The 22,026-nt window shown below is 63.5% G+C and carries 8 protein-coding genes; 1 reads left to right on the top strand and 7 read right to left on the bottom strand.

What is annotated here, in order from left to right:
- Window positions 1-4 precede the first annotated feature (4 nt).
- From M8Q45_RS09675 to M8Q45_RS09645, 7 genes are all read right to left on the bottom strand, one after another.
- Window positions 5-9,469 carry a non-ribosomal peptide synthetase gene (locus tag M8Q45_RS09675; RefSeq protein WP_249874520.1) on the bottom strand — a complete coding sequence of 3,155 codons (9,465 nt, stop codon included), beginning with the start codon at window positions 9,467-9,469 and terminating at the stop codon, window positions 5-7.
- A 41-nt stretch (window positions 9,470-9,510) separates the two neighbouring features.
- Entirely contained in the window at window positions 9,511-14,325 is a 4,815-nt protein-coding gene (locus M8Q45_RS09670) for a non-ribosomal peptide synthetase (protein WP_249874519.1), read from the bottom strand.
- A 70-nt stretch (window positions 14,326-14,395) separates the two neighbouring features.
- Window positions 14,396-15,349 (bottom strand): TauD/TfdA family dioxygenase, encoded by a 954-nt coding sequence (locus M8Q45_RS09665; protein ID WP_502940554.1) that lies wholly within the window; start codon window positions 15,347-15,349, stop codon window positions 14,396-14,398.
- A 159-nt stretch (window positions 15,350-15,508) separates the two neighbouring features.
- Window positions 15,509-16,438, bottom strand: coding sequence for an iron-siderophore ABC transporter substrate-binding protein (locus M8Q45_RS09660; protein WP_249874517.1), 930 nt, complete (start codon window positions 16,436-16,438; stop codon window positions 15,509-15,511).
- A 63-nt stretch (window positions 16,439-16,501) separates the two neighbouring features.
- The gene (locus M8Q45_RS09655; protein WP_249874516.1) at window positions 16,502-17,551 is read right to left on the bottom strand and encodes a FecCD family ABC transporter permease; all 1,050 of its coding nucleotides are present in this window, start codon (window positions 17,549-17,551) and stop codon (window positions 16,502-16,504) included.
- Window positions 17,548-18,531 carry a FecCD family ABC transporter permease gene (locus tag M8Q45_RS09650; protein WP_249874515.1) on the bottom strand — a complete coding sequence of 328 codons (984 nt, stop codon included), beginning with the start codon at window positions 18,529-18,531 and terminating at the stop codon, window positions 17,548-17,550. Before M8Q45_RS09650 ends, M8Q45_RS09655 begins: the two co-directional genes overlap by 4 nt.
- Entirely contained in the window at window positions 18,528-19,331 is an 804-nt protein-coding gene (locus tag M8Q45_RS09645) for an ABC transporter ATP-binding protein (protein ID WP_249874514.1), read from the bottom strand. The genes M8Q45_RS09650 and M8Q45_RS09645 overlap by 4 nt, the downstream gene beginning before the upstream one ends.
- Before the next feature lie 290 nt (window positions 19,332-19,621).
- On the opposite strand from M8Q45_RS09645, the gene M8Q45_RS09640 reads away from it, so the two are divergent.
- Complete coding sequence (locus tag M8Q45_RS09640) at window positions 19,622-21,835, top strand: TonB-dependent siderophore receptor (protein ID WP_249874513.1); 2,214 nt, start codon at window positions 19,622-19,624, stop codon at window positions 21,833-21,835.
- Window positions 21,836-22,026: the final 191 nt, after the last annotated feature.

Raw genomic sequence — 22,026 nt, 5'->3', positions numbered from 1 at the left:
ATCCTTACATTTCCATCTCGGCCAACAGGCGCTGCATTTCGTCCAGGGCTTCGTCGGTTGACGGCCCCTGGGGCTTTTCTATCTGTTCGGCGAGCGCGGCGATCGTCGGGTTCTGGAACAGGCTGCGAAGTTCGAGCTTGACGCCGAAACGGCTCTCGACTTGCGTCATCAAGCGCATGGCCAACAACGAATGGCCGCCCAGTTCGAAGAAGCTGTTGAACACCCCGACCTGCGGCAGCGCCAGCAGGTCCTGCCAGATGTCCGCCAGTTGCTGCTCCAGCTCGCTGCGCGGCGCCACGCCCTGGATCGCCACCGGCTGCGGTGCCGGCAAGGCCTTGCGGTCGATCTTGCCGTTGGCGTTAAGGGCCAGGCGCGGCTGTTCGATGAAGCCGGCCGGAATCATGTAGCCCGGTAACACGCTTTCCAGATACCGACGCAGCGCCGCCTGATCGACCGGGCTCGGTGCCTGTAACCAGGCAAACAGACTCTGGCTGCGGGCATCGATCATCACCACCGCCTCCTCCACGCCTGGGTAACGGCGCAGCAGCGACTCGATTTCACCGGGCTCGATGCGGAAACCGCGCACCTTGACCTGGAAGTCCGCGCGACCGACATAGGCCAGACGCCCGTCGTTGCGGCGGCGTACCAGGTCGCCGGTGCGGTACATGCGGCTACCGGGGTCGCCGGCATAGGGGTCCGGCAGATACGCCGCCGCCGTGGTGGCCGGCGCGTGCTGGTACCCCCGGGTGACGCCGGAGCCGGCGATATACAGCTCGCCCGTCGCACCCAGCGGCACCGGGCGGAGCATGTCGTCGAGCACGTAACAGAGGGTGTTGAGCAACGGCGCGCCGATGTCGGCGACGCCGGACGGCACGTCCTGCAATGCCTGGGTGGTCGACCAGACGGTGGTTTCCGTCGGGCCGTAGGCGTTGATCAGCGCCACGCCACGGCCACGCAGTTCGTTCACCAGCTCACCGGGCACCGCCTCGCCACCGATCAGGCCACGCAGCGGCGGCCAATCGGCCTGGCCGGTTTCCAGCAGGATCTGCCAACCCGCAGGGGTGGCCTGGAATACCGTGGCCCGGCGCAGCAGCGCGAACAGCTGGTGCCCATCGACCACCTGCTCGCGGCGCGCCAGCAGGATGGCCGCGCCGTTGACCAGCGGCAGGAACAGCTCCGGCTTGCACATATCGAAGGCGTACGTGGTGCTGGCGAGCCAGACATCCTTGGCGCCGAGCGGCAGCAGCCGATCGAGGCCGGCCAGCAAGTTGCTCAGGTTGCCGCGGCTGACCTGCACGCCTTTCGGGGTCCCGGTGGAGCCCGAGGTGTAGATCACGTAGGCGCGCTGCTGCGCATCGATCGGCAGCGCAAGGTTGGCGTCGCTGCTGATGTCCAGCGGCAACCGGTCGAGCAGGACGTGATCGACGTCGCCCAAGGCCTCGGCGCACGGGCTTTCGCTGAGCACCAGGGCCGGGCGCGCATGGCCGATGATGAAGCCCAGGCGCTCGCTCGGGTGCTGCGGATCCAGCGGCAAGTACGCCGCGCCGGCCTTGTGGATCGCCAGCAGGGTTGGCAGCAGCCATGGGCCGCGACTCAGGCAGACCGCAACCAGGTCATCGGTGCCAACATTTTGCCCGCGCAGCCAATGGGCCAGGCGATTGCTGATGGCGTTGAGTTGCGCGTAGGTCAGCTGCTGGTCCTGGCAATCCACCGCCAGCGCTTCAGGCGACAGGACGACCTGCTGTTCAAAACGGGCGATGACGTCCACCACCGGCGCCAAGGATTGCGCAGGTCGATTCCAGGGGCGCTGGGCCAAGGCGTGATCGGCGTTGGCCAGGTCGATGTCCCAGAGGCGCGCCTCCGGTTGTTGCAACATGCCTTCGAGCAGGTAGCGGAACTCATCGGCATAACGTTGCGCGGTGTGTGCCAGGAACAGATCGGTGTTGTATTCCAACACGCACTGCCAATCCTCGCCCTGCTGTTCGATGTGCAGGCCGATGTCCACCAGGGCACTGTCGCTTTCGACGTTGAGCCGCTGTGCCGGCAAGCCGGCGAAATGCTGTTCGAGCGAGGCGTTGCCATCGCGCTGGATCAGGTTGAACAACGCCTGGAACAGCGGCGTGTGGCTGAGATCGCGGCGCACTTGCAAGGCGTCCACCAAGCGCTCGAACGGCACGTCGGCATGCTGTTGCGCCGCCAGGTGCGTGGTTTGCAACTGCTGCCAGAACTGTTCGACCGATTGCCGGGGATCGAGGTGGCTGCGCAGGACCTGGGTGGTGGCGAAATAGCCGATCAGGTTGTCGGTGTGGGCCTGATGACGATGGGCGACCGGTAGGCCGATCCAGATGTCCCGTTGGCCCGAGTGCCTGGCCAACAAGGTTTTCCAGGCGGCCAGCAACGGTGCAAAAGCGGTCAGGCCATGGCGCTGCGCCGTCTCGCGCAGGTGCTTGACCAGGGTCGCCGGCAGGTTGAAGCGCAGGCGCTGGCCCTTGTAGCCCTGCTCGGCGGGCCGCGGCATGTCGGTCGGCAGGTTCAGCACCGGCGGCTCGCCCGCCAAGGTACGGCGCCAGTAGTCAAGCTGCGACTCGATCCGCGCCTGCCCCGCGGGGCTTTGCCAACTGGCCGCGATATCGGAAAACTGCAGCGGCAAGGCTGGCAGGCAAGCGTCGCGCTCCTCCAGCAAAGCCTGGTAGATCACTTGCAATTCACTGAAGAGAATCTCCAGCGAGCGCGCATCGGCAATGATGTGATGCAAGGTCACTTGCAGCACACTTCGGCCCGAACCTTGGTACACCCGCACCCGCCACAGCGGCGGCGCGGTGAGGTCGAACGGACGCTGCGCCTCCTGGCTGAGCTTCTGGGTGAAGCCGCTGGAATATTCGTCGATTTCCAACGGCTCGAAGCTCAGCGGCATCGCGCCGAGGTCTTCGACATGCTGGCGTGCGCCCTCGGCGGTGTCGCTGAACACCGTCCGCAGGCTGTATTGGCGAACCACCAGTTGCGCCAGCGCCTGCTCCAGCAATGCCGGTTGCAGGAGGCCGTCCAGGCGCAAGGCCAGGGACAAGTGATAGGCCTGGGTATCGCCCTGCAAACGGTCGAGGAACCACAAGCGTTGCTGAGTGAAATGCAACGGCGCCAAGGGCTCTTCAAACGGACGCAGGATGCCGTCGGCCTCGGTGCTGGCCTCGGCCAACGTCGCGGCGAGGTCGCGCAGCACCGGTTGTTCAAAGACGCTGCGCAATGGCAGGCGCCGACCATGCTGTTCGGCGATTCGTGCCACCAGGCGCGCCGCCAACAGCGAGTGCCCACCCAGGGCAAAGAAGTTATCGTCCGCGCCAACGTCGGTGCATCCCAGCAGCTCTTGCCAGAGGCCGGCCAGGGTTTGCTCCCACTCACCCGACAATCCGCCCTGCTGGCCGTCACGCTGCTGCGGTGCTGGCAGGGCCTTGCGGTCGACCTTGCCGCTGGGGCTCAACGGCAAGGTGTCGAGGCGAACGAATTGGCTGGGCAGCATGTAGTCCGGCAACTGTGCGCCGAGGCTGGCACGCAGCGTCGTTTCGTCCAGCGCATCGCCAGCGTAATAACCCACCAGCCGCGCCGATTCACCGCTGCCAAGCAAAACGACAGCTGCCTCGCGGACCCCGGAAATACGGGACAGCAGCGCTTCGATTTCGCCCAATTCGATACGGAAACCCCGCAGCTTGACCTGGAAATCCAGGCGCCCGAGGTAATCCAGGCTGCCATTGCTATTGCGGCGCACCCGGTCGCCAGTACGGTACATACGCGCGCCGGCCACGAAAGGATCCGGCAGGAACGCCGCGGCAGTCAGGCGCGCGGCAGCGAAATAGCCGCGCCCCAGGTTGGCCCCGGCCAGGTACAGCTCACCGGGCACGCCGACGGCGACCGGTTGCAGGTCGGCGTCGAGCACGTACGCGGAGGTATTGGCCACCGGTTGCCCGATCGGCACCTCAACAGCGCTTTCGTGGCCACTGCGCACTTCGAAGGTGCTGTAGACGGTCGCTTCCGTCGGCCCGTAGCCGTTGATGACCTTGGCGCCCCTGCCCTCGATGGCTTCGGCCAGCGCGCACGGCAGGGCTTCGCCACCGGAGATGGCACGCACGCCCTGCCAACTGCGCGAGGTATGCGCCACCAACATCCGCCAAGTGGCCGGCGTGGCCTGCATGACGGTGGGTTGTCCGGTCAACAACAATTGATCGATCGCTTGAGGATCCCGCGCCTGCTCCCGATCAGCCAGGAGGATGCTGGCGCCACGGGCCAAGGGCAGGAGCAACTCGACGATGGCAATGTCGAACGTCGCGGTGGTCAAGGCCAGGACCCGGTCCCGGGCCGTCATCGGCAAGACCTGCTCGACGGCGAGCATCAGGTTCATCAGGTTGCCACGGCTGATCGCCACGCCTTTGGGCTGGCCGGTGGAACCCGAGGTGTACAGCACGTAGGCGAGTTGACCGGCGATGCAAGCCACAGGCTTGCGCATGTTGGTCGAGCCGCTGGCATCAATGTCCAGCAACGGCAGCCCGGTGTTCCACTGCGCCAACACGCCAAGGCTCGCGGCGGTGCCCAGGCATAACGTGGGCTGCGCCGCTTCGAGAATGTAGCGGCCACGCTCCGGCGGCGTGTCCTCGGCCAGCGGCACATACGCCGCACCGGCCTTGAGCACCGCCAGCATGGCCGTGGGCAGGCGTGCATCGCGGGGCAGACTCAACGCCACGCGGTCTTCGATGCCGACACCATGGGCCTGCAACGTCGCCGCGAGCGCCTCGGCGGCCTGATCCAGTTCCGCATAGGTCAGTTGCCGGTTGCCGGCCACGACGGCAATCGCCTCGGGCTGGCGGGCAACCTGGAGCGCGAAGGCTTCGAGGATATCCTGCTGACCGGCCACCGCGCGGCCATCAATCCGTGCCAACGCCCGCTCGGCGGGCTGCCATGCCAGTTCACCCAGCGGCAGGGCGGCTTGTTCGATCAGCGCATCGAGCAAGGCCAAGTACTGCTCGGCCATGCCTTGCACGGTATGCTCGCGGAACAGATCGCTGCTGTATTGCAAGCTCAGGCTGATGCCGTGTTCGCTGTCACGCACGTCCAGGTGCAGGTCGCACAGGGCGCTGTCCGGGCGGTTGTCCAGCGGTTCGGCGATGACGTCGGTGAGTTCGAAACGCTCCAGGGCGTTGCCTGGGAAGTAGTTGAACATCACTTGGAACAGCGGGTTGTAGCTCACCTGCCGGACCACGCCCAGTTGTTCGATCAAGTAGTCGAACGGCAAATCCTGGTGGGACTGGACCGACACGGACAAGGCCTGCAATTCGTTCATCAGTTGCAACGGGCTGCGTTCGCCGGAAAGCTTCTTGCGATACACCAAGGTGTTGACGAAACACCCCACCAGCGGCTGCAACACCGCATGGTGCCGGTTGGCCGCCGGCACACCGACGAGGATGTCGTCTTCACCGCTGCGACTGCGCAACATCAGTTGGAATGCCGTCAGCATCGGGATGAAGTTGCTCCAACCATGACGCGCGCTGAAGGCCCTGAGTCGTGCCGCCAGGTCCTCGGATAAGCGACACTCGACGCGTCCACCGGCCTGGCTGGCCTGGGCGGGACGAGGGAAATCGGCTGCCAGGTCGAGCACTGGCAGCTCGCCGGCCAGCTGCTCGCGCCAGTAGGCCAGCTCTTGCTCACACGCCTTGCTGCCCATCCACTGGCGCTGCCACACGGCGTAGTCGGCGTATTGCATTGCCGGGGCGGGCCGTGGGGTTGCCACGCCCTTGCGACGATTGCGGTACTGCTCGCAGAGGCCGTCGATGATCAGTTGCAGGGACCAACCATCGGCAACGATGTGGTGGCAATTCAACGACAAGACGAACGCCTCCGGCGCCAGGCGATACAGCCTGGCGCGCAGCAGCGGCGCCGCGTCGAGGGCGAACGGTGTCATGGCGTCGCGGCGCAGTCGTTCGTGCAACGCGTCTTCGCTCGCCACATCGATGACCGGCAATTCAAGTTCGCTGTGCGCCAGGACAACCTGGCTCGGCCCTTGAGCCGCGCCGATGAACCCGGTGCGCAGCACCTCGTGCTGGTCGAGGACCGCTTGCAAGGCCGCGTGCAGGTCAGCGACGTGCAGCTCGCCGGTCAGGCGCACGGCACCGGCCAGGTTGTACGCCGGGCTGTCGGGGTCGAGTTGTTGCAAGAACCACAGCCGTTGCTGGGCAAACGAGAGCGGCAGCGTTTCGGGACGCGGCAGCAAGGTCGGCGATGGTTTTACCGCGCCAGCCTGGTTCTCCAGCCAATCGGCCATGGCGATAATGGTGGGACGTTCGAAGACCACGCGCAACGGCAGGTCCTTGCCGCTGAGCTTGCCGATCAGGCCGATCAGTTGGGTTGCCAGCAGCGAATGGCCGCCCAGCTCGAAGAAATTGTCCTCGACACCCACCTGGCCCAGGCCGAGCACGCTTTGCCAGGCTTCGACCAACTGGCCTTGCAGCTCGCTGCTCGGCGCCACGTAGCGGGCCTGGCTTTGCGCGGCAAAATCCGGGGCGGGCAAGGACTTGCGGTCGATCTTGCCATTGCCATTGAGCGGGAAACGCTCCAGGAACACGAATGCGCTCGGGATCATGTAGGCCGGGAGATTGCCCAGCACATGCTCGCGCAACGCCTCGATGCTGCAGGCGCCATCGGCCACGACGTAAGCCACCAGCACCTTGGCGCGCTGCTGGTCGTCACGGGCCACGACCACGGCTTCGCGCACGCCGGGGTAACGGGTCAGGCAAGCCTCGATCTCGTCCAGCTCGATGCGGTGGCCACGAATCTTGACTTGGTGGTCAGTGCGTCCGACGTACTCCAGATCGCCGTTGGGCAGGAAGCGCGCCAGGTCACCGGTGCGGTACAGGCGCGAACCGTCGTTGGCAATCGGATCCGGCAGGAAGACTGCCGCCGTGCGCGCCGGGTCGGCCATGTAGCCGCGCCCGACGCCGACGCCGGCGACATAGATTTCGCCGACCGCGCCGACCGGTATCGGCTGAAGATCGGCGTTGAGCAGGTACAAGCGATTGTTCAGCGTGGCGCGGCCGATTGGCACGTTGATGCGTTCATCCGGCAAGCGTTCGAGCAGCGGATGAAACGCTACGTCATCGGAGCATTCCGCTGGCCCGTAGGCATTCATCAGCGGGATCGCCGGGTAGCGCTCGAACCAACGACGCGCCAACGCCGGCGGCAAGGCCTCGCCCGTGGCGAGCACCCAGCGCAGGGAGGACCTTTCCAAGCCCGCATCCAGCAGGCTTTGCATCAGGGACGGCACCGCTTCGAGGAGGCTGATGCCGTGGCGTCCGATGGCCGAGGCCAATGCCTCGGGATCCTGCACGACGCAATCGCCAAGGATCACGGTGCGTGCCCCGAGCACCAGGCCCGCGAGGGTTTGCCAGACGGAAATGTCGAAGCACTGCGGCGCGGTCTGGGCGATCACGTCGTTCGCATCGAGCCCCAACCCCGGCAGTTTGCCGAGAATGTTGTTGAGCATGCCCGCCTGCGCCACCATCGCGCCCTTCGGCGTGCCGGTGGAGCCGGAGGTGAAGATGCAATAGGCCAGCGACGTGTCGTGCACGGTGATGTTCAGGTCATCGTCGCTGTAGCTGCCCAGTACCGAAGGGTCGTAGCGCACGGCCTTGGGGCGCTGGTCGAGCAGGTCGAGGGCCTGCATCGCCAGTTCGCCCTGCCCTGCGCTATGAATCAGCAACGGCGTGCGGCTCTGGCGCAGCACCTGGGCCAGGCGCTGGGCCGGGTTGCGCGGATCGAGCGGCAGCCAACCGGCACCGGCCTTGAGCGTGGCGACGATCATCACCACCAGGTCCAGGCCCCGCTCGTCGAACACCGCGATCAGGTCGTCACTGCCCACACCCTGGGCGCGCAAGTGCCGGGCCAGTCGGTTGGCGGCGCGGTTCAACTGATCGAACGTCAGGCTTTGCTCGCCATGGACCATGGCGATGCGCTCTGGGGTCTGGCGAACCTGTTCCTGGAAACGCTCGACGTACAATGGTTGCAGCAGCTGCTCGTCGGGCTCCAGCCCTCCACCGGCCCAAACCTTGTGCTGGTGGGTGATTTCACTTTCATCCAGCATCGCCAGTTGATGCAACGGCGTGCCGGCGTTTGCGCCGAGGGCTTCGCCCATGTTCAACAACAAGGTGCGGAAATGCCGCAGCATCTGCTCGACTTCCTCACGCAAGAACCAGTCGGTTTGGTAGGTCAACTGCAGGTGCAGGCGCTCGCCCGGCACGATCACCACCGTGATCGGGTAGTTGGTGTGGGTGCGGTTGGCCATGTCGCTGATCAGGTAGTCCAACTGCCCCTGGCGCAGGTCGGCGGCAATGGGCGCGTTCTCGAACACGAACAGGCTCTGGAACAGGTCCTGGCGCTGCACGTCGCTCCAGCGCTGGATGTCCGCCAGGGAAACACTCTCGTGCTCGCGCAGGCTCAGGTTCTCGGTCTGCAGGGCTTTCAGCCACGAACCAAGCCCATCCTCCGGGCCACAACTCCAGCGCAGCGGCAAGCTGTTGATGAACAGGCCGACGATGCTTTCCATGCCTTGCAGGTGCACCGGGCGGCCGGCGACGGTGATGCCGAACACCAAGTCGCGATCGCCGCTGTAGCGCGCCAGCAACAAAGCCCAGGCGCCTTGCACCAGGGTGTTGAGGGTCAGGCCATGCCGGGCCGCGACGTTCTGCAATGCCTGGGTCTGCCCGGGCTCCAGGAATTCGACACAGTCCTCGACCGGTTCGGCAGCGCCTTGGACACGGCCGACGTGACCGAAGCCAAACTCGTTGGGCGTGTCGAACCCCGCCAAGCGCTGTTGCCAGAATGCTTGGTGGTCTTCCGGTTTCTGGGTTTCCAGCCAGCGAATGAAGTCGCGATACGGGCGCGGTGTCGGCAGGTTCAATCGACGACCTTCCCGGGCGGCGCGGTAGCCGTTGAGGAAGTCCATCATGATGATCGAGAAGCACCACGCATCCATGAGGATGTGGTGGTAGCTGCGCACGAACTGGTAGGTGTCGGGCGCCAGCTTGTACAACCTGACGCGCATCAGTGGCGCCTTGGTGAAATCCAGGCCTTCGGCGCGTTCTTCGCTGAGCAACTGCTCGAGGCGATCCTGCTGCTCGCCTTCGCTCAGGTGCGACCAATCCTCGTAGGTGATTGGCAGTTCGACCTGTTTGTGCACCACCTGCATCGGGCGCTTCTGCTGCTTCCAGACGAACGAGGTGCGCAGCAGTTCATGGCGCTCCACCACCTGCGCCCAGGCCTGGCGGAAGGCCGCGAGGTCGAGGTCCGGCATGACCATGACATGACGATATTGCAGCAGATACATGCCCTTGCCGGGGTGCATCAGGCTGTGGAACAGCAATCCTTGCTGCATGGGAGCCAGCGGGTAGATCGCTTCGATGTTGCGCGAAAGAGCCTTGACCTTGTCGTTCATGCTGACGGTATCCGAACCTGTAATGTTTGGGACGCGGGGGCTCATTGCTCGAGTTGTTCGAGCAGCCCCAGGAATTCATCGTCGGACAGGCCTGAGTCGGCGAAATCCGAAGCCGTGGCGCGGCCCACAGAGGGGGCCTGGCAGTGTTCCAGCAGGGCGCTGATCCGCTGCTGGAACTGGCGCGCCAGTTCGTTCACCAACACCGGGTCGTGGACCTGCGGTGCGTAACGCCACTCGATATGCAGTTGGCCTTCGTTGACCAGCGCCGTCACATCCAGCCAGTGCGTGCGGCGGGTGCTCTCGGCGCGCATGCCGGGGCACATCGGCCGCGCCAGGCGCCAGAGGCTCGATGCGCCGATCCATTGGTCGACCCGCCCCAGGTAGTTGAAGGTCAACAGCGAGGCGGCCCCCAGGCCGTGGACCGGATCCTGGCGCAACAGGCCGTAGCCAATGCCTTGTTCGGGGACGCGGCGCAGGGCCTCCTTGGCCGCAATGATCGAGGACTCCAAGTTCCAGGAAGTGTCGACGGCCAGCGGGTAGCGGCTGGTGTGCCAACCGATCGAGCGCGACAGCTCGGGGGCTTGTTCCCAGCCGCTGCGGCCATGGCTTTCCAGCTCAAGGGTGACGCGCTCGCGGCCCTGCCATTGGCCGATGACGCCAGCCAATGCGGCCACCAGCAAATCCTGCACCTGGGTGCCGTAGGCCGCGTGGCAATCGCCGAGCAGTAATTGCGTTTGCTCCACCGACAGTTGCATGTCCAGTGTCCGGCTTTCGCCGTATGCATTGGGCTGTTGAAGAACGTTATGTTCGGCGGCCAACTGCTCATGCCAATAGCCGACCTGGGCCAGGACGGCGGGCTCCAGGCGATGTTGCTGCAAGGCCTCGCTCCACACATGGAAACCCGCCGACACCGCAGGCAACGCCACGCTTGGTTGCAGGTAGAGGCTTTCCAGCTCTTCCAGCAGCACCTGCCAGGAAACGGCATCGACAAGCAGGTGGTGCGCCGTGCACAACAAGGCCTGGCTCTGGGAGAAATACACCCAGCGAATCAACGGCGCCTTGCCCAGCTCGAAGCCTTGTTGCCAGCGCTGCAACAGCGCGTCGTCCAGCGGTTGGTCCTCGACCTCGAACAACCCGTCGAGCAGGCTCGGGGAAAATGCCTGGTAGCGTTGCTGCCAGCCTTGTGGCGACGTTTCGAAGACCAGGCGCAAGCTCGCGTGACGTTGCAGCAGCGCGCCGACGGCCTGGATAAATCGCGGCTTTTCCAATGGCGCGTTCAAGGCCAGCAGCAAGGATTGGTTCCAGTGCCCGGGCTCGGTTTGCTCCTGGGCGAAGAACCATTGCTGGATCGGCGTCAGTGCAAATGCGGTGGCAGGTTCGAGCACGGCCGGGGTTGCGCCCGCCTTCGACGCGCCAAGATCAACCACCTGCTCGGCCCAACCGCGCACGGTCGGGAACTCGAAAATCTGCTTGGGCTTGAGTTGCAGCCCCTGCTGCTTGGCCCGGGCGATGATCTGCAAACTCAGGATCGAGTCGCCACCGACACTGAAGAAATTATCGTCGACCCGTAGATCAGGGTTATTGAGAATCTCGCGAGCGATGTCGAGCAGACGCTGTTCAAGGCTGCGCTGTGGCGTCTGCACCACTCGGGCCAAGGCGCGTACGGTCTGTTCGGCGAACAGTTGCTTGGGCGTCATCAGGATATTTTGCTGGCGCGCCAGGGCAATGATCTGCAGGCCGAGGATCGAGTCGCCGCCCAAGGCAAAGAAGTTGTCATCGGGCCCCAGGTCGGGATTGCCGAGCAGCCCGCGCCAGATCCCCAGCAACGCGCTTTCGACCGCGTCCAAAGGCTCCACGGTTGGAGACATTGCCTGCGCGGTGACCGGCACTTGCTCCGCCAACTGCAGCAATGCCTTGCGATCCACCTTGCCATTGGGCAACAAGGCAAACCCATCGAGGCAATGCCACTGGGCCGGTTGCATGTAGTCCGGCAGTTGCGCTTGCAGGGCAGCTTGAATCTCCGGCAGCGCAGCCGATGACGCGACCAGGAACGCCACCAGGCGGTTGCCCGTCAACGGCGACGGGCTGTTCAGCACCTGTACGTCACTGACCTGCGGCATCGCCCGCAGCCGTGCCGCGACTTCCGCCGGTTCTACCCGGTAGCCACGGATCTTGACCTGCTCATCGAGCCGGCCGAGAAACTCCACCTGGCCCAGATGATTGAGCCGCACCCGGTCGCCGGTGCGATAGCCATGGGCTCCGAAGCGGGCATTGTCTGCATCGCTGGCGCTGAGATAACCCTGCGCAACGGTCTTGCCCTGCACGCAGAGCTCGCCGCTGACACCGATCGGCAACAGACGGCCGTCGGGCGAACGCACGCTGACCTGGACATTGGGCAGCGGTCGACCCAACGGCGCCGCGCCATCGATATCGACCTCATGGGTCAACACCCCGACGGTGGTTTCACTGGGTCCGTAGTGGTTGACGATACGCAGGTCCGGCTTCAATGCCCGCAAGCGCGAGACCCGTTCATGGCCCAAGGCTTCGCCACCGGTGACCAGGCATTGGCGCGGCAGCAAGCGTTGCGGATCGTTGGCGACCAGCAAGGCGTTGAGGTGTGAAGGCACGATTTTCAGCAGGTCCACGGGCTCGCGCTCAAGCACGGCCGCCAGCTCCTCGGCGTCGAACGCCAGTTCCTCGGCCAACAGTCGCAGGCGACGACCGCTGAGCAACGCACCGAACAAGGCCGTGTGCCCCAAGTCGGTGGCGCAACTGGCAAGGCTCGCCAGGCTGGCATCGGCTGGCAGGGCCAGGCGTTCGAGGCAGCCCGCCACGTAATGGATCAGGTTGCCCTGGCTGACCGCCACGCCTTTCGGCCGGCCGGTGGAGCCGGAGGTGTAGACGACGTAGGCTGGAAGGTCTGCAGCCAGGGATGCGCGCAACGGCGATCCACTCGACAACCCGGCACTGGGCAACGACAGCCAGCGCACCGCTTCCGGCAGCCATTCCGGTCGCAGGCCCTCGCCGACCCAGACCTTGGGCGCAGCGTCCTGGCAGATGTCCTGCAAACGCGACTGCGGCCATTGCGGATCGAGGGCCAGGTACGTGGCGCCGCACTGCCAGGCCGCGAGCATGTGCATCACCAGCTCGCGGCTGCGGGGCAAGCACAAGGCAATGCGCGCGCCCTCCAGGCTCGCGCCCACTTGCAGGCGCTCGCCACGGGCCGCCACCGCCCGGCCCAGCTCGCCATAGCTGAGCGTGCCTTGCTCGTCTTGCAGGGCAATCGACTCCGGCTTGTGGGCGCACTGCTGGGCGAATGCCTGCCAAGCGTTGCTGACCGGGACCGACAGGTCCTCGCCGCTGAGGAACGATTGCTGCGCCGGTGCCAACCAGTCGAGCTGGGCAAACGGTGCGTCCGGCTGTTCGATGACCGCGTGGACCAAGGCAACGAATTGTTCGCAAAAGCGCTCGACCGTTTCATGGCGATACAGCGCCTTGCTGTAGCGCCACCGGCAAAGGAAGCCCTCCTCCTCGTCGATCACCACCATGTTCAGCTCATGGGCCGCGCCGCGCTGCTCCGACAGCAGGCGGTCGACATACTGCTCGAACGGCGCGATGCGTTCCTTGTTAAGGGTGAACATATGCTGGAACAGCGGCGCCCTGCCCATCTGCCGTGGCAGGTCCAGCTGCTTGACCAGGCGCGAGAACGGATAGTGGCGGTGCTGCAAGGCCTGCTTGACGGTGGCGTCCACCTGCCTGGCCCAATCGCCGCTGGACAGCTCGCGTTCCAAGCGGCAACGGATCGGCAACGGGTTGACCAGATACCCCGGCAGATTGACGTGCTCGCGGCGCAAGCGCCAGCCGCTGGGCGTGCCCAGGACAAAATCATCCTGCCCGGACAGCACGCCGAGGAACTGCTGGAATAAGGAGAACCAGCAGATATAAGGCGTCACACCCCATTGACGGGCCACGGCACGAATCCGCGCCGCAGTGGCCGGGTCGAAACGAACCGACAACTCTCCGCCCTGGAACGCCTGGTTGCTGCCGTAGTGAAAATCAGTCGGCAATTCCAGTGCCGGGGCATCGGCCAGTTGCGCTTGCCACCACGCCAACTCCACCGGTTCGGCGGCTTCGCTGCGTACGTGCAGGTCGCTGCAATAGTCGCGATACGCATCCGGATTCACGGCGGGCAGCGCTTGCTCATTGATCAACGCGAACAGTTCATTGAGCACGATGTAGAACGTGGCCAGGTCGGCAGCGATGTGATGAATCACCAGCAGCACGGTGTGCTCGATACGACCGGCCTGGCCATTGCTCAACAGGACGACCCGACTGACGTCGCCGGCCTCCAGGTTGAACGGCTTATCGGCCCACTCGGTGATGCGCTGCTGCAATGCCTGCGCATCGGCCGCCTGCAACGCCACGCGCTCCAGCGGCCGGACGTGCTCGCGATGGCTCCACTGCAACAGGTCGCCATTGCGCTCGGCATAGGCGGTGCACAGCATCGGGTAGCGTCGCTGCACCGTTTCCCAGGCGTCTTGCAGGCGCCGGGGCAGATCTTCGGTGACGAACTGCGCCTTGATGCGTCCGGCGTAAGCGATGTTATAGGCGCAGCTGTCCGGCTCCAGGCGCTGGAGAAACCAGAGCGCCTGCTCGTTATCGGTCAGCGGGCGCGCCGCAAAATAATCGGCGTGCAAGGCCAGCCATTGCAACACCTCGGCGCTGTGCGCCGTCAGTTCGCGAGCCAGTTCATCGTCCAGCGCCTTGGATGATCCGGGCGTGATAACCAGTTGGTCTTCGGCTTCCGACAGGCGAATTCCACGCAGCCAGCAGCGATGCATCAGGCGATCGAGCATTTGATGTCCTTCATTTTGCTTGTTTGGAGTAAGCCGCCCAATACGGCGGCTTAATGCAAGAGCGTCGGGCTCAACCCGCCGGAGCAGGCTCGGCCATGGCGACCACGACCTTGCGCGCGCCCTGGAATGTCGAACGACCGTGGGCCACCAGCATGTTGTCGAGCATCAGCACGTCACCCGCCTGCCAGGGGAAGCTCACTTGGCAGCGCTGCAATACCGCTCGAACATGCTCCAGGGCTTCGAGTTCGATAGGCGAGCCATCGCCGTAGAAGACGTTACGCGGCACGCCCTCTTCCCCCACGATGGAAATCAGCGTCTCGCGCACGGGTGCGGCGAGATTGGAGATATGGAACAGATGCGCCTGGTTGAACCACACCCACTCCCCGGTCCCCGGGTGCTGGGCCACGGCCTGGCAGACCTGGCGCGTGGACAGCTCACCGTCATCCTTCCATTGGAACTGGATCTGGTTGGCGCGGCAGAAATGTTCGACTTGGGCGCGGTCTTCGGTGCTGAACGCCTGTTGCCAGGGCAAGTCGAGGCCATTGCCGTAGTTGCGCACGTACATCAGGCGCTTCTCGGCAAAGCGCTGGCGGATTACGGGGTCGAGTTGTTGGTAGACCTTGCGGCTGTCGGCGATGGGGGTTTCGCCGCCTATCGGAGAAGCCTGCACGCAGTGGAACCAGATTTTCATCGGCCAGTTGAGCGAGTAGGACTGCTCGTTGTGCAGCGGGATGACCTGGTGGGCCGGGTATTCGGTGGAGGTGTAGACCCGGTTGTTGAGCTTGGTGCGCGGCGTCGAGGCGTAGTCGTAGGTCAGCAGTTCATGACCGAAACTGCGGGCGAACTCTTCAAAATCCGCTTCGCCCTTGAACGCAAAACCACGAAACAGAATGCCGCCCGCCAGCGGCAACTCGGCTTCAACCGCCTCCAGGATCTGCGCCCGGCTGTCCTGCCAGATAGCCCCCGCGCCTGGTGCCTGGACAATGAACGGCAAGGTCAGTTCGTCACCCGGTACGCCTTCCATGGATTGAACCTGTGCACGCGCCAAACCCGTTTCCATCTGTGATCCCTCGCCATTCCGATGAGCGTGTTTTTTTCGAGAGCACAAACTAATACAAACGAGTAACAACCGCAATAGAGAATCATTGTCATTAATGACTTTTGTATGACAATCGCTACAAAGTCACTTGGCCTGAAGCACGCTCTCTCGCTCGGCAATATGGGACATCAGCAGGTAGGCGGAACCCAGCAAGCCCTGCATCGTATCGGCATAGCGGCTGCGGTTCAGGTAGAGAAACTGGCGGTTCTTCACCGCAAACAGGTTCTGCCATTGAGGTGACTGGCGAAACGCAGCCGTGCTGGCTTCCGAATCGAGCAGCTCCTCGTAGGTGTCGATAATGAAATCACTGTCGAAGTCGCCGATTCGCTCCAGGCTGTAAGGCACGTTCTGGCGCGCCTCGCGATACGCGGCGACACGGCCCAGGCCGAAGTCCTTGATGACGTCATCCATACCGCCACGGCCGATCAGCTGGAAACCATCGGTATAGACTTCGAGCGTCGTGACCGTGATGCGCGAAGGATCCTTGACGCGCTTCTTGAACTCGCCGACGACCCATTCGTATTCGTGGAGCATTTCTTCGTAGCGCTGCTGCTTGCCGACCAGTTCGGCGAGCTGCCTGGCGTAGGTCTTGATGTCGCTTTCCCGCGAGGGCAACAGCACGACCGGTGCGATTTTGCTGAGCTTTTCCTTGAGGTCCGCGTGGTACGACAGGCCGATGATCAAGTCAGGCTTCAACGCAGCGATGGCTTCCAGGTCGGGGGCCTGGTGCGAGCCGATGTACTGGATGCCCGTCACGTCGAAGCGCTCCTGCGCACCACGGAACACCACGTCCGAGAACAGCTTCTTGCGGCCGGTCGAGCCACAGGGCTTGATGCCCAGCTCCAGCAACTGATCAGTCAAGCTGAAATCGTGCAGGGAGACGATGCAGTGAGGTGAAACAGGTACTTCGACCCGCCCGAAACTGTTCTCGAACACCTTGGTTTCAGCCGCACCGGCGTGGATCGACATCAATGCCAACGGCACGCACAGCATGCCGAGCACTCCTTGGAACATTCCCTTCACTCTTTCCCGCACGCATTTTTCTCCAATGTTTTCCAGATATGCATCGCTGTGTCTTCAGCGACTGCGTTGACGCGCCAACAACAGGATCAGATAAGGCGCACCGATGATGGCGACGACCAGCCCCGCCGGTAACTGCAACGGCGGGAAAAGTCCTCGTCCCAGCGTATCGCCCGCCAATACCAGCAACGCCCCCACCAACGCCGACAACGGCATCAGCGCACCATGACGATCACCCGCCAGTTGGCGCGCCAGGTGCGGAGCCACCAGCCCGACGAAGGTCATGGTGCCGACATTCGCCACGGCCGCCGCCGTCAGCATGACGCTGCACAGCAACAGGAAAATCATCACGCCCGTGACGTTCAGGCCACGGCTGAGCGCGACTTTTTCGCCCAATTGCAACAGGTTCAACTGACGGTGGAAAAACAGCAACGGAACCCCCGCCAGCAGCAGCCAGATACCGAGGCTACGGACCTGAGGCCAACCGGCCCGGTGCAAGCTGCCGCCCAGCCACATCAGCGCCGATTCCACCTGATCGATGTTGCCGTAGGTGATCAACAGGTCGGCCACCGCACTGAGCATGGCGGTCAGCCCGACGCCGACAAGAATCAACCGCAGCGGTGAAATGCCCTGGCGCCACGACAGCAATGCGACGAACAATGCCACGGCCAACCCGCCCGCCAGTGCCGCCAACGGATAGAGTTCCAACGGCAGCAGCGTGGGCCAGAGCACGATGATCAGCAGCATCGTGACACTGGCGCCCGATTCCACACCCACCAGGCCCGGCGCCGCCAGCGGATTGCGCGTCAACGACTGCATCAACAGGCCTGCCAGCGACATGGCCATGCCGGCGAGAATCGCCAGCACGACACGCGGCAATCGCAACTCCCAAAGCAGGTTGCGCATCGTCGAGTCGACACGGCCAGGGGACCACAAGGCTTGCCAGGCCTGGGCGACACCCAACGAATAACTGCCGACCGTCAAGGCGTACAACGACACGGCAACCAATGCGAACATCAACACCAGCACCCAGATCACATCGATCGGCCGGGCCACCCAAGGCAACCAGGGCAGCGCCCTGGGCAAGGTCAGTCCCAGGCGCGTCATTTGACTTTCCTCAACACCAGCGCCACGAAAATCGGCCCGCCAATCAGCGCCGTGACAATCCCGGTGTTGAGCTCGAAGGGACGCACCACCGTTCGTGCGGCGATGTCCGCCAGGATCAGCAGCAGCGCGCCGAGCAAGGGCGCGGCCAGCAACAGCCGTCGATAATCGTCACCGAACAACAGGCGCGCAGCGTGAGGCACCACCAGCCCGACAAAGCCGATCGGCCCCGCCAGAGCGACCGCGCACCCCGAAAGCAGGACCACGGAGGCCAGGCCGAACAGGCGCATCTTCAACAGATTGACGCCCATGCCAGCGGCAGCCTGTGGACCCAGTCGATGGGCGTTGAGTGCCCGGACATTGACCAGGCACAGAAGCATGCCCAACACGACGTACGGCCAGACCCACGCCTGCATCGAGCCTCCGGTCACGCCAATCGACCCGGTGAGCCAACGGCGCAGGCTGTCGAGCCCCTGCTGGTCGAGCAACAGCAGGATCGAAGTGATGGCGCTGAACAATGCCGCAATCATCGCCCCGGACAAGGTCAGCCGGATCGGGTTATGCCCCCGGCCCGCCAGTAGCAGGACGCCGATGGCTGCCACCAGCGCGCCACTGAACGCGAACAACGGGATCATCGACAGGTCGTGCCCCGGCAATACCAACAAGCCGAACACCACGAATAGTGCCGCGCCACTGTTGATGCCGAGGATGCCCGGGTCGGCCAATGGATTGTCGCCCACGGCCTGCATGATCACCCCGGCCAGGCCAAGGCTGGCACCCACCAGCATGGCCACCAGCAGGCGCGGCAGGCGGCTGCCGCGAATGACGCTCTGGTCGGCGTTGTCCGGCGCATAAGCCACCAGCGCCTGCCAGGCTTCGCTCCAAGGGATGCTCTTGGCGCCAACCGCGAGGTGCAGCAGCGCGGCCAAGCCGATGGCGACCAGCAAGCCCAGCCACACCGGCAATCGCAAACCGTGACTCACATCGCCTCCCGCACAGCCGAGGGCTGGCTACGGGTGGTTTGCGGGACACACAGTGGGTCGCCCGAATAAGGGTCGGTGATGATGTGCGCATCCAGGTCGAAGACCGCCTTGAGGTTCTCGCGGGTGAAGACGTCGACGGGCGCGCCCTGGGCCAGCAAACGGCCTTCGCGCATCATCACCAAGTGATCGGCATAACGCGCGGCCTGGTTGAGATCGTGAAGCACGGCGACGACGGTCTTGCCTTGCTCGCGCAGGTCCACCAGCAGTTCGAGCAAGGTGATCTGATGCGCGATATCGAGAAACGTCGTGGGCTCATCCAGCAGGATCACCGGAGTGTCCTGGGCCAGGGTCATGGCAATCCAGCAGCGCTGCAATTGGCCGCCCGACAGCGTGGCCAGCGAACGATCGAGCAAAGGCGCGATGCCCGCCAGGTCGATGGCACGATCGATTGCCCGCTGATCCTGCTCGGACCACTGGCGCCACCAGCTCTGCCAGGGAAAACGCCCCTGCATCACCAATTCCCGGACGCTCATGCCGGCCGGCGAGGTGGTGCGCTGGGGTAACAACGCCATGCGTTGCGCCAGCGCCCGGCGCGAATACTGGCCCAGGGCCTTGCCGGACAGCTGCACCTCGCCCGCGCTCGGTCGCAGCATGTGCGCCAACACATTGAGTAGCGTGGTCTTGCCGCAGCCGTTGGCTCCGATCAACGCCGTGAAGCAGCCTTCGGGAATATCCAGGCTGACACCGTTGAGAATCTGTTGCTCGCCATAGCTCAGCCGCACGTTGCTGGCTTTCAGCATGACTGTCCCTCCACCGCCCTAGAGGGCCTGATCGAATCGTCCATCGTACCGAACCCTCGCAATCGTTTCCCGGTGACAGCACCGCAAAACCCATCGAGGGCCAAAAAGTGGGGCACAGAATATGTCGAAACTAAAATAATTTCCCTACAAGACTGACAATATTAATGCAAACCCTTATCATTCACAGTCAGATTATGGCCAGTAGACACTAACCTCGCTCGCCTGCCTGACGCCGCTGGACCGGGACAGCAGGCTCGCGAAGATGAAAAACAACCCCAAGGACCTCCTCGATGCTCGAAAGAAAAACAACAGTTGGCACCGATAAACGTTACGTCTCGCGTCACCCGGCTTTTCACCTGAGCACTCTGGCCCTGGCCTTGGGGAGCATCTTTTCAGCCCAGGCGATTGCCGCACAGGAAGAGGCCGCCGCCAACGCCCCTCTTCAGTTGGGCGAAATCAACATCAATGCCGCCGCCGTGGAAAATCCGACGGCGCCGCTGACCGGCAAGGTCGCCCTGCGCAACGGCAGCGCCACCAAGTCCAACGCGGCCATTACCGAAACGCCGCAATCGGTGTCCGTGGTCACCGCTGATGAAATGCGCGATCGCAAGTCCGACACCCTGGCGGACGCCCTCAGCTACACCCCGGGCTTCACTAGCCAACCGAGCAGCTTCAACCGCACGGCCGACCGGTTCCGCATGCGTGGCTTCGACGTCGAGTCCGCCACTGGCGGCTCGCTGCGCGACGGCATGCGCCTGCAATACAACTCTTATGACGGCGTCCAGGAACCCTTTGGCCTGGAACGCGTGGAAGTTGTCCGTGGCGCGGCTTCGGTGCTGTACGGCCAACTGTCGCCTGGCGGCTTCGTCAACGGTGTCAGCAAACGACCGACCGAAACCCCGCTCCATGAACTGGGGCTGCAATACGGCAACCACGATCGCAAGCAACTGACCGCCGATTTCAGCGGCCCGCTCGGCGACAGCGATGTCCTCAGCTACCGCCTGACCATGCTCAAGCGTGACAGCGACACCCAGCAGGACTACATCAACGACGACAAGCTCTACATTGCCCCAGCCCTGACCTGGCGCCCCGATGAAGACACCTCGCTGACCCTGCTCTCGTTCTACCAGAAGAGCGACACGCGCTTCTCCGCCCCACTGCCCTACCAATTGGTCAAAGGCGTGGGCAAAGGGCCGTTCACCATTGGCCGCCACGATTTCATCGGCGAACCCGACTACGACGACATGAACGGCGAGATGTCCGCCATCGGTTATGAGTTCGAACACCGGTTTGACGAACACACCCGTATCAGCAACAAGCTGCGTTACTACGAAGCGGATGTGAAGTGGAAGTACATGCAGGCACAAACCAGCACAGTTGCCGTCAACGGAGCAGCCAATACCGGCGTCCTCCGCCGTCAGTACAGTGACCGGCGCGAGCGCTCCCGGGCGTTGGCCAGCGACACCAACATCGAGACGCGTTGGAACATTGGCGGTATTGAAAACACCTTCCTGGTGGGTGCCGACACCTATGACGCGTCTTACGATTCACATAATTTCCGGGCGAACTCGACCTCTATCAATATTGGTGACTACAACTACGGGCAGCCGGTCGTCGTGAACAAGTCCCGGATAAATGATCGCGGTTCGCAGATCGACACCTTCCAGAAAGGCATCTACCTGCAAGACCAGATCAAGTTCGACGATCACTGGCTGTTGCTGCTAGGTGGCCGCCACGACTGGGCGGATCAGGATCAGGAAGCGTTCAGGACGGGGCTGAAGGAGAGCCGGGACGACGAAGCCACCACCTGGCGCACCGGCCTGGTGTATCAAGCAGATAACGGCCTGGCCCCTTACATCAGCTATAGCGAATCGTTCTTCCCGGTCGCAGTGGCTGAAGCAACGGACCAGACCTTCGATCCTACCGAAGGCAAGCAGTACGAAGTCGGCATCCGCTACCAACCCCCTGGCAGCAATATATTGCTCAGCGCAGCGGTCTATGAGCTAACACAGGAAAATGTCGTGAAACGCGACCAGGCTGGGGGCAATCCCCAGCAGATTGGCGAACAGCGTTCTCGTGGTTTGGAATTGGAAGCCAAGGCCGACGTCACGCCTCAACTGACGGTCATCGCGTCGTACGCTTATACCGATGCGCGTATCACCAAAAGCCAGGTTCAAAGCGAGGTAGGCCAACGCAGCGAGGATACGCCTTACCATCAGGCGGCTCTTTGGGCTGACTACAACTTTGCCCTCTTCGGCGTGCCACAACTGAAGGTGGGTGGTGGAGCTCGCTACAAAGGAACTACCCAGGCCTCGCTTATCGATTCCCAACTACCCGCCTACACGCTGTTCGATGCAATGGCGAGCTATCAGATCGACAAGAACTGGGATATCGCCCTCAACGCCAACAACGTGACGAATAAAAAATACGTCTACTGTGAAGCATCCACCTGCCGCTACGGCGACGAGCGTGAATTGGTGACCTCCGTCAACTTCCGCTGGTAAAACCCCTGGCTCGGTCGGCGCCCACAAGCGTCGACCGAGTCATTTCACACCGTACAAGCACCTCTCTGCCCCGCCCATAATTCCCTTCATCGCACCATCCTCCTGAATCCTCTTTTGACCTTGACGCATCGGATGACGATCGTCATATTACGATCATCATAAGCCAGACAAAAACCGGCCAAGGGGATTAA

This window comes from Pseudomonas sp. T1.Ur (genome assembly GCF_023516725.1).
Classification (GTDB): Bacteria; Pseudomonadota; Gammaproteobacteria; order Pseudomonadales; family Pseudomonadaceae; genus Aquipseudomonas; species Aquipseudomonas alvandae.
The sequence above is the reverse complement of the archived record's forward strand: the minus strand, read 5'-3'. Positions and strand labels throughout refer to the sequence as shown.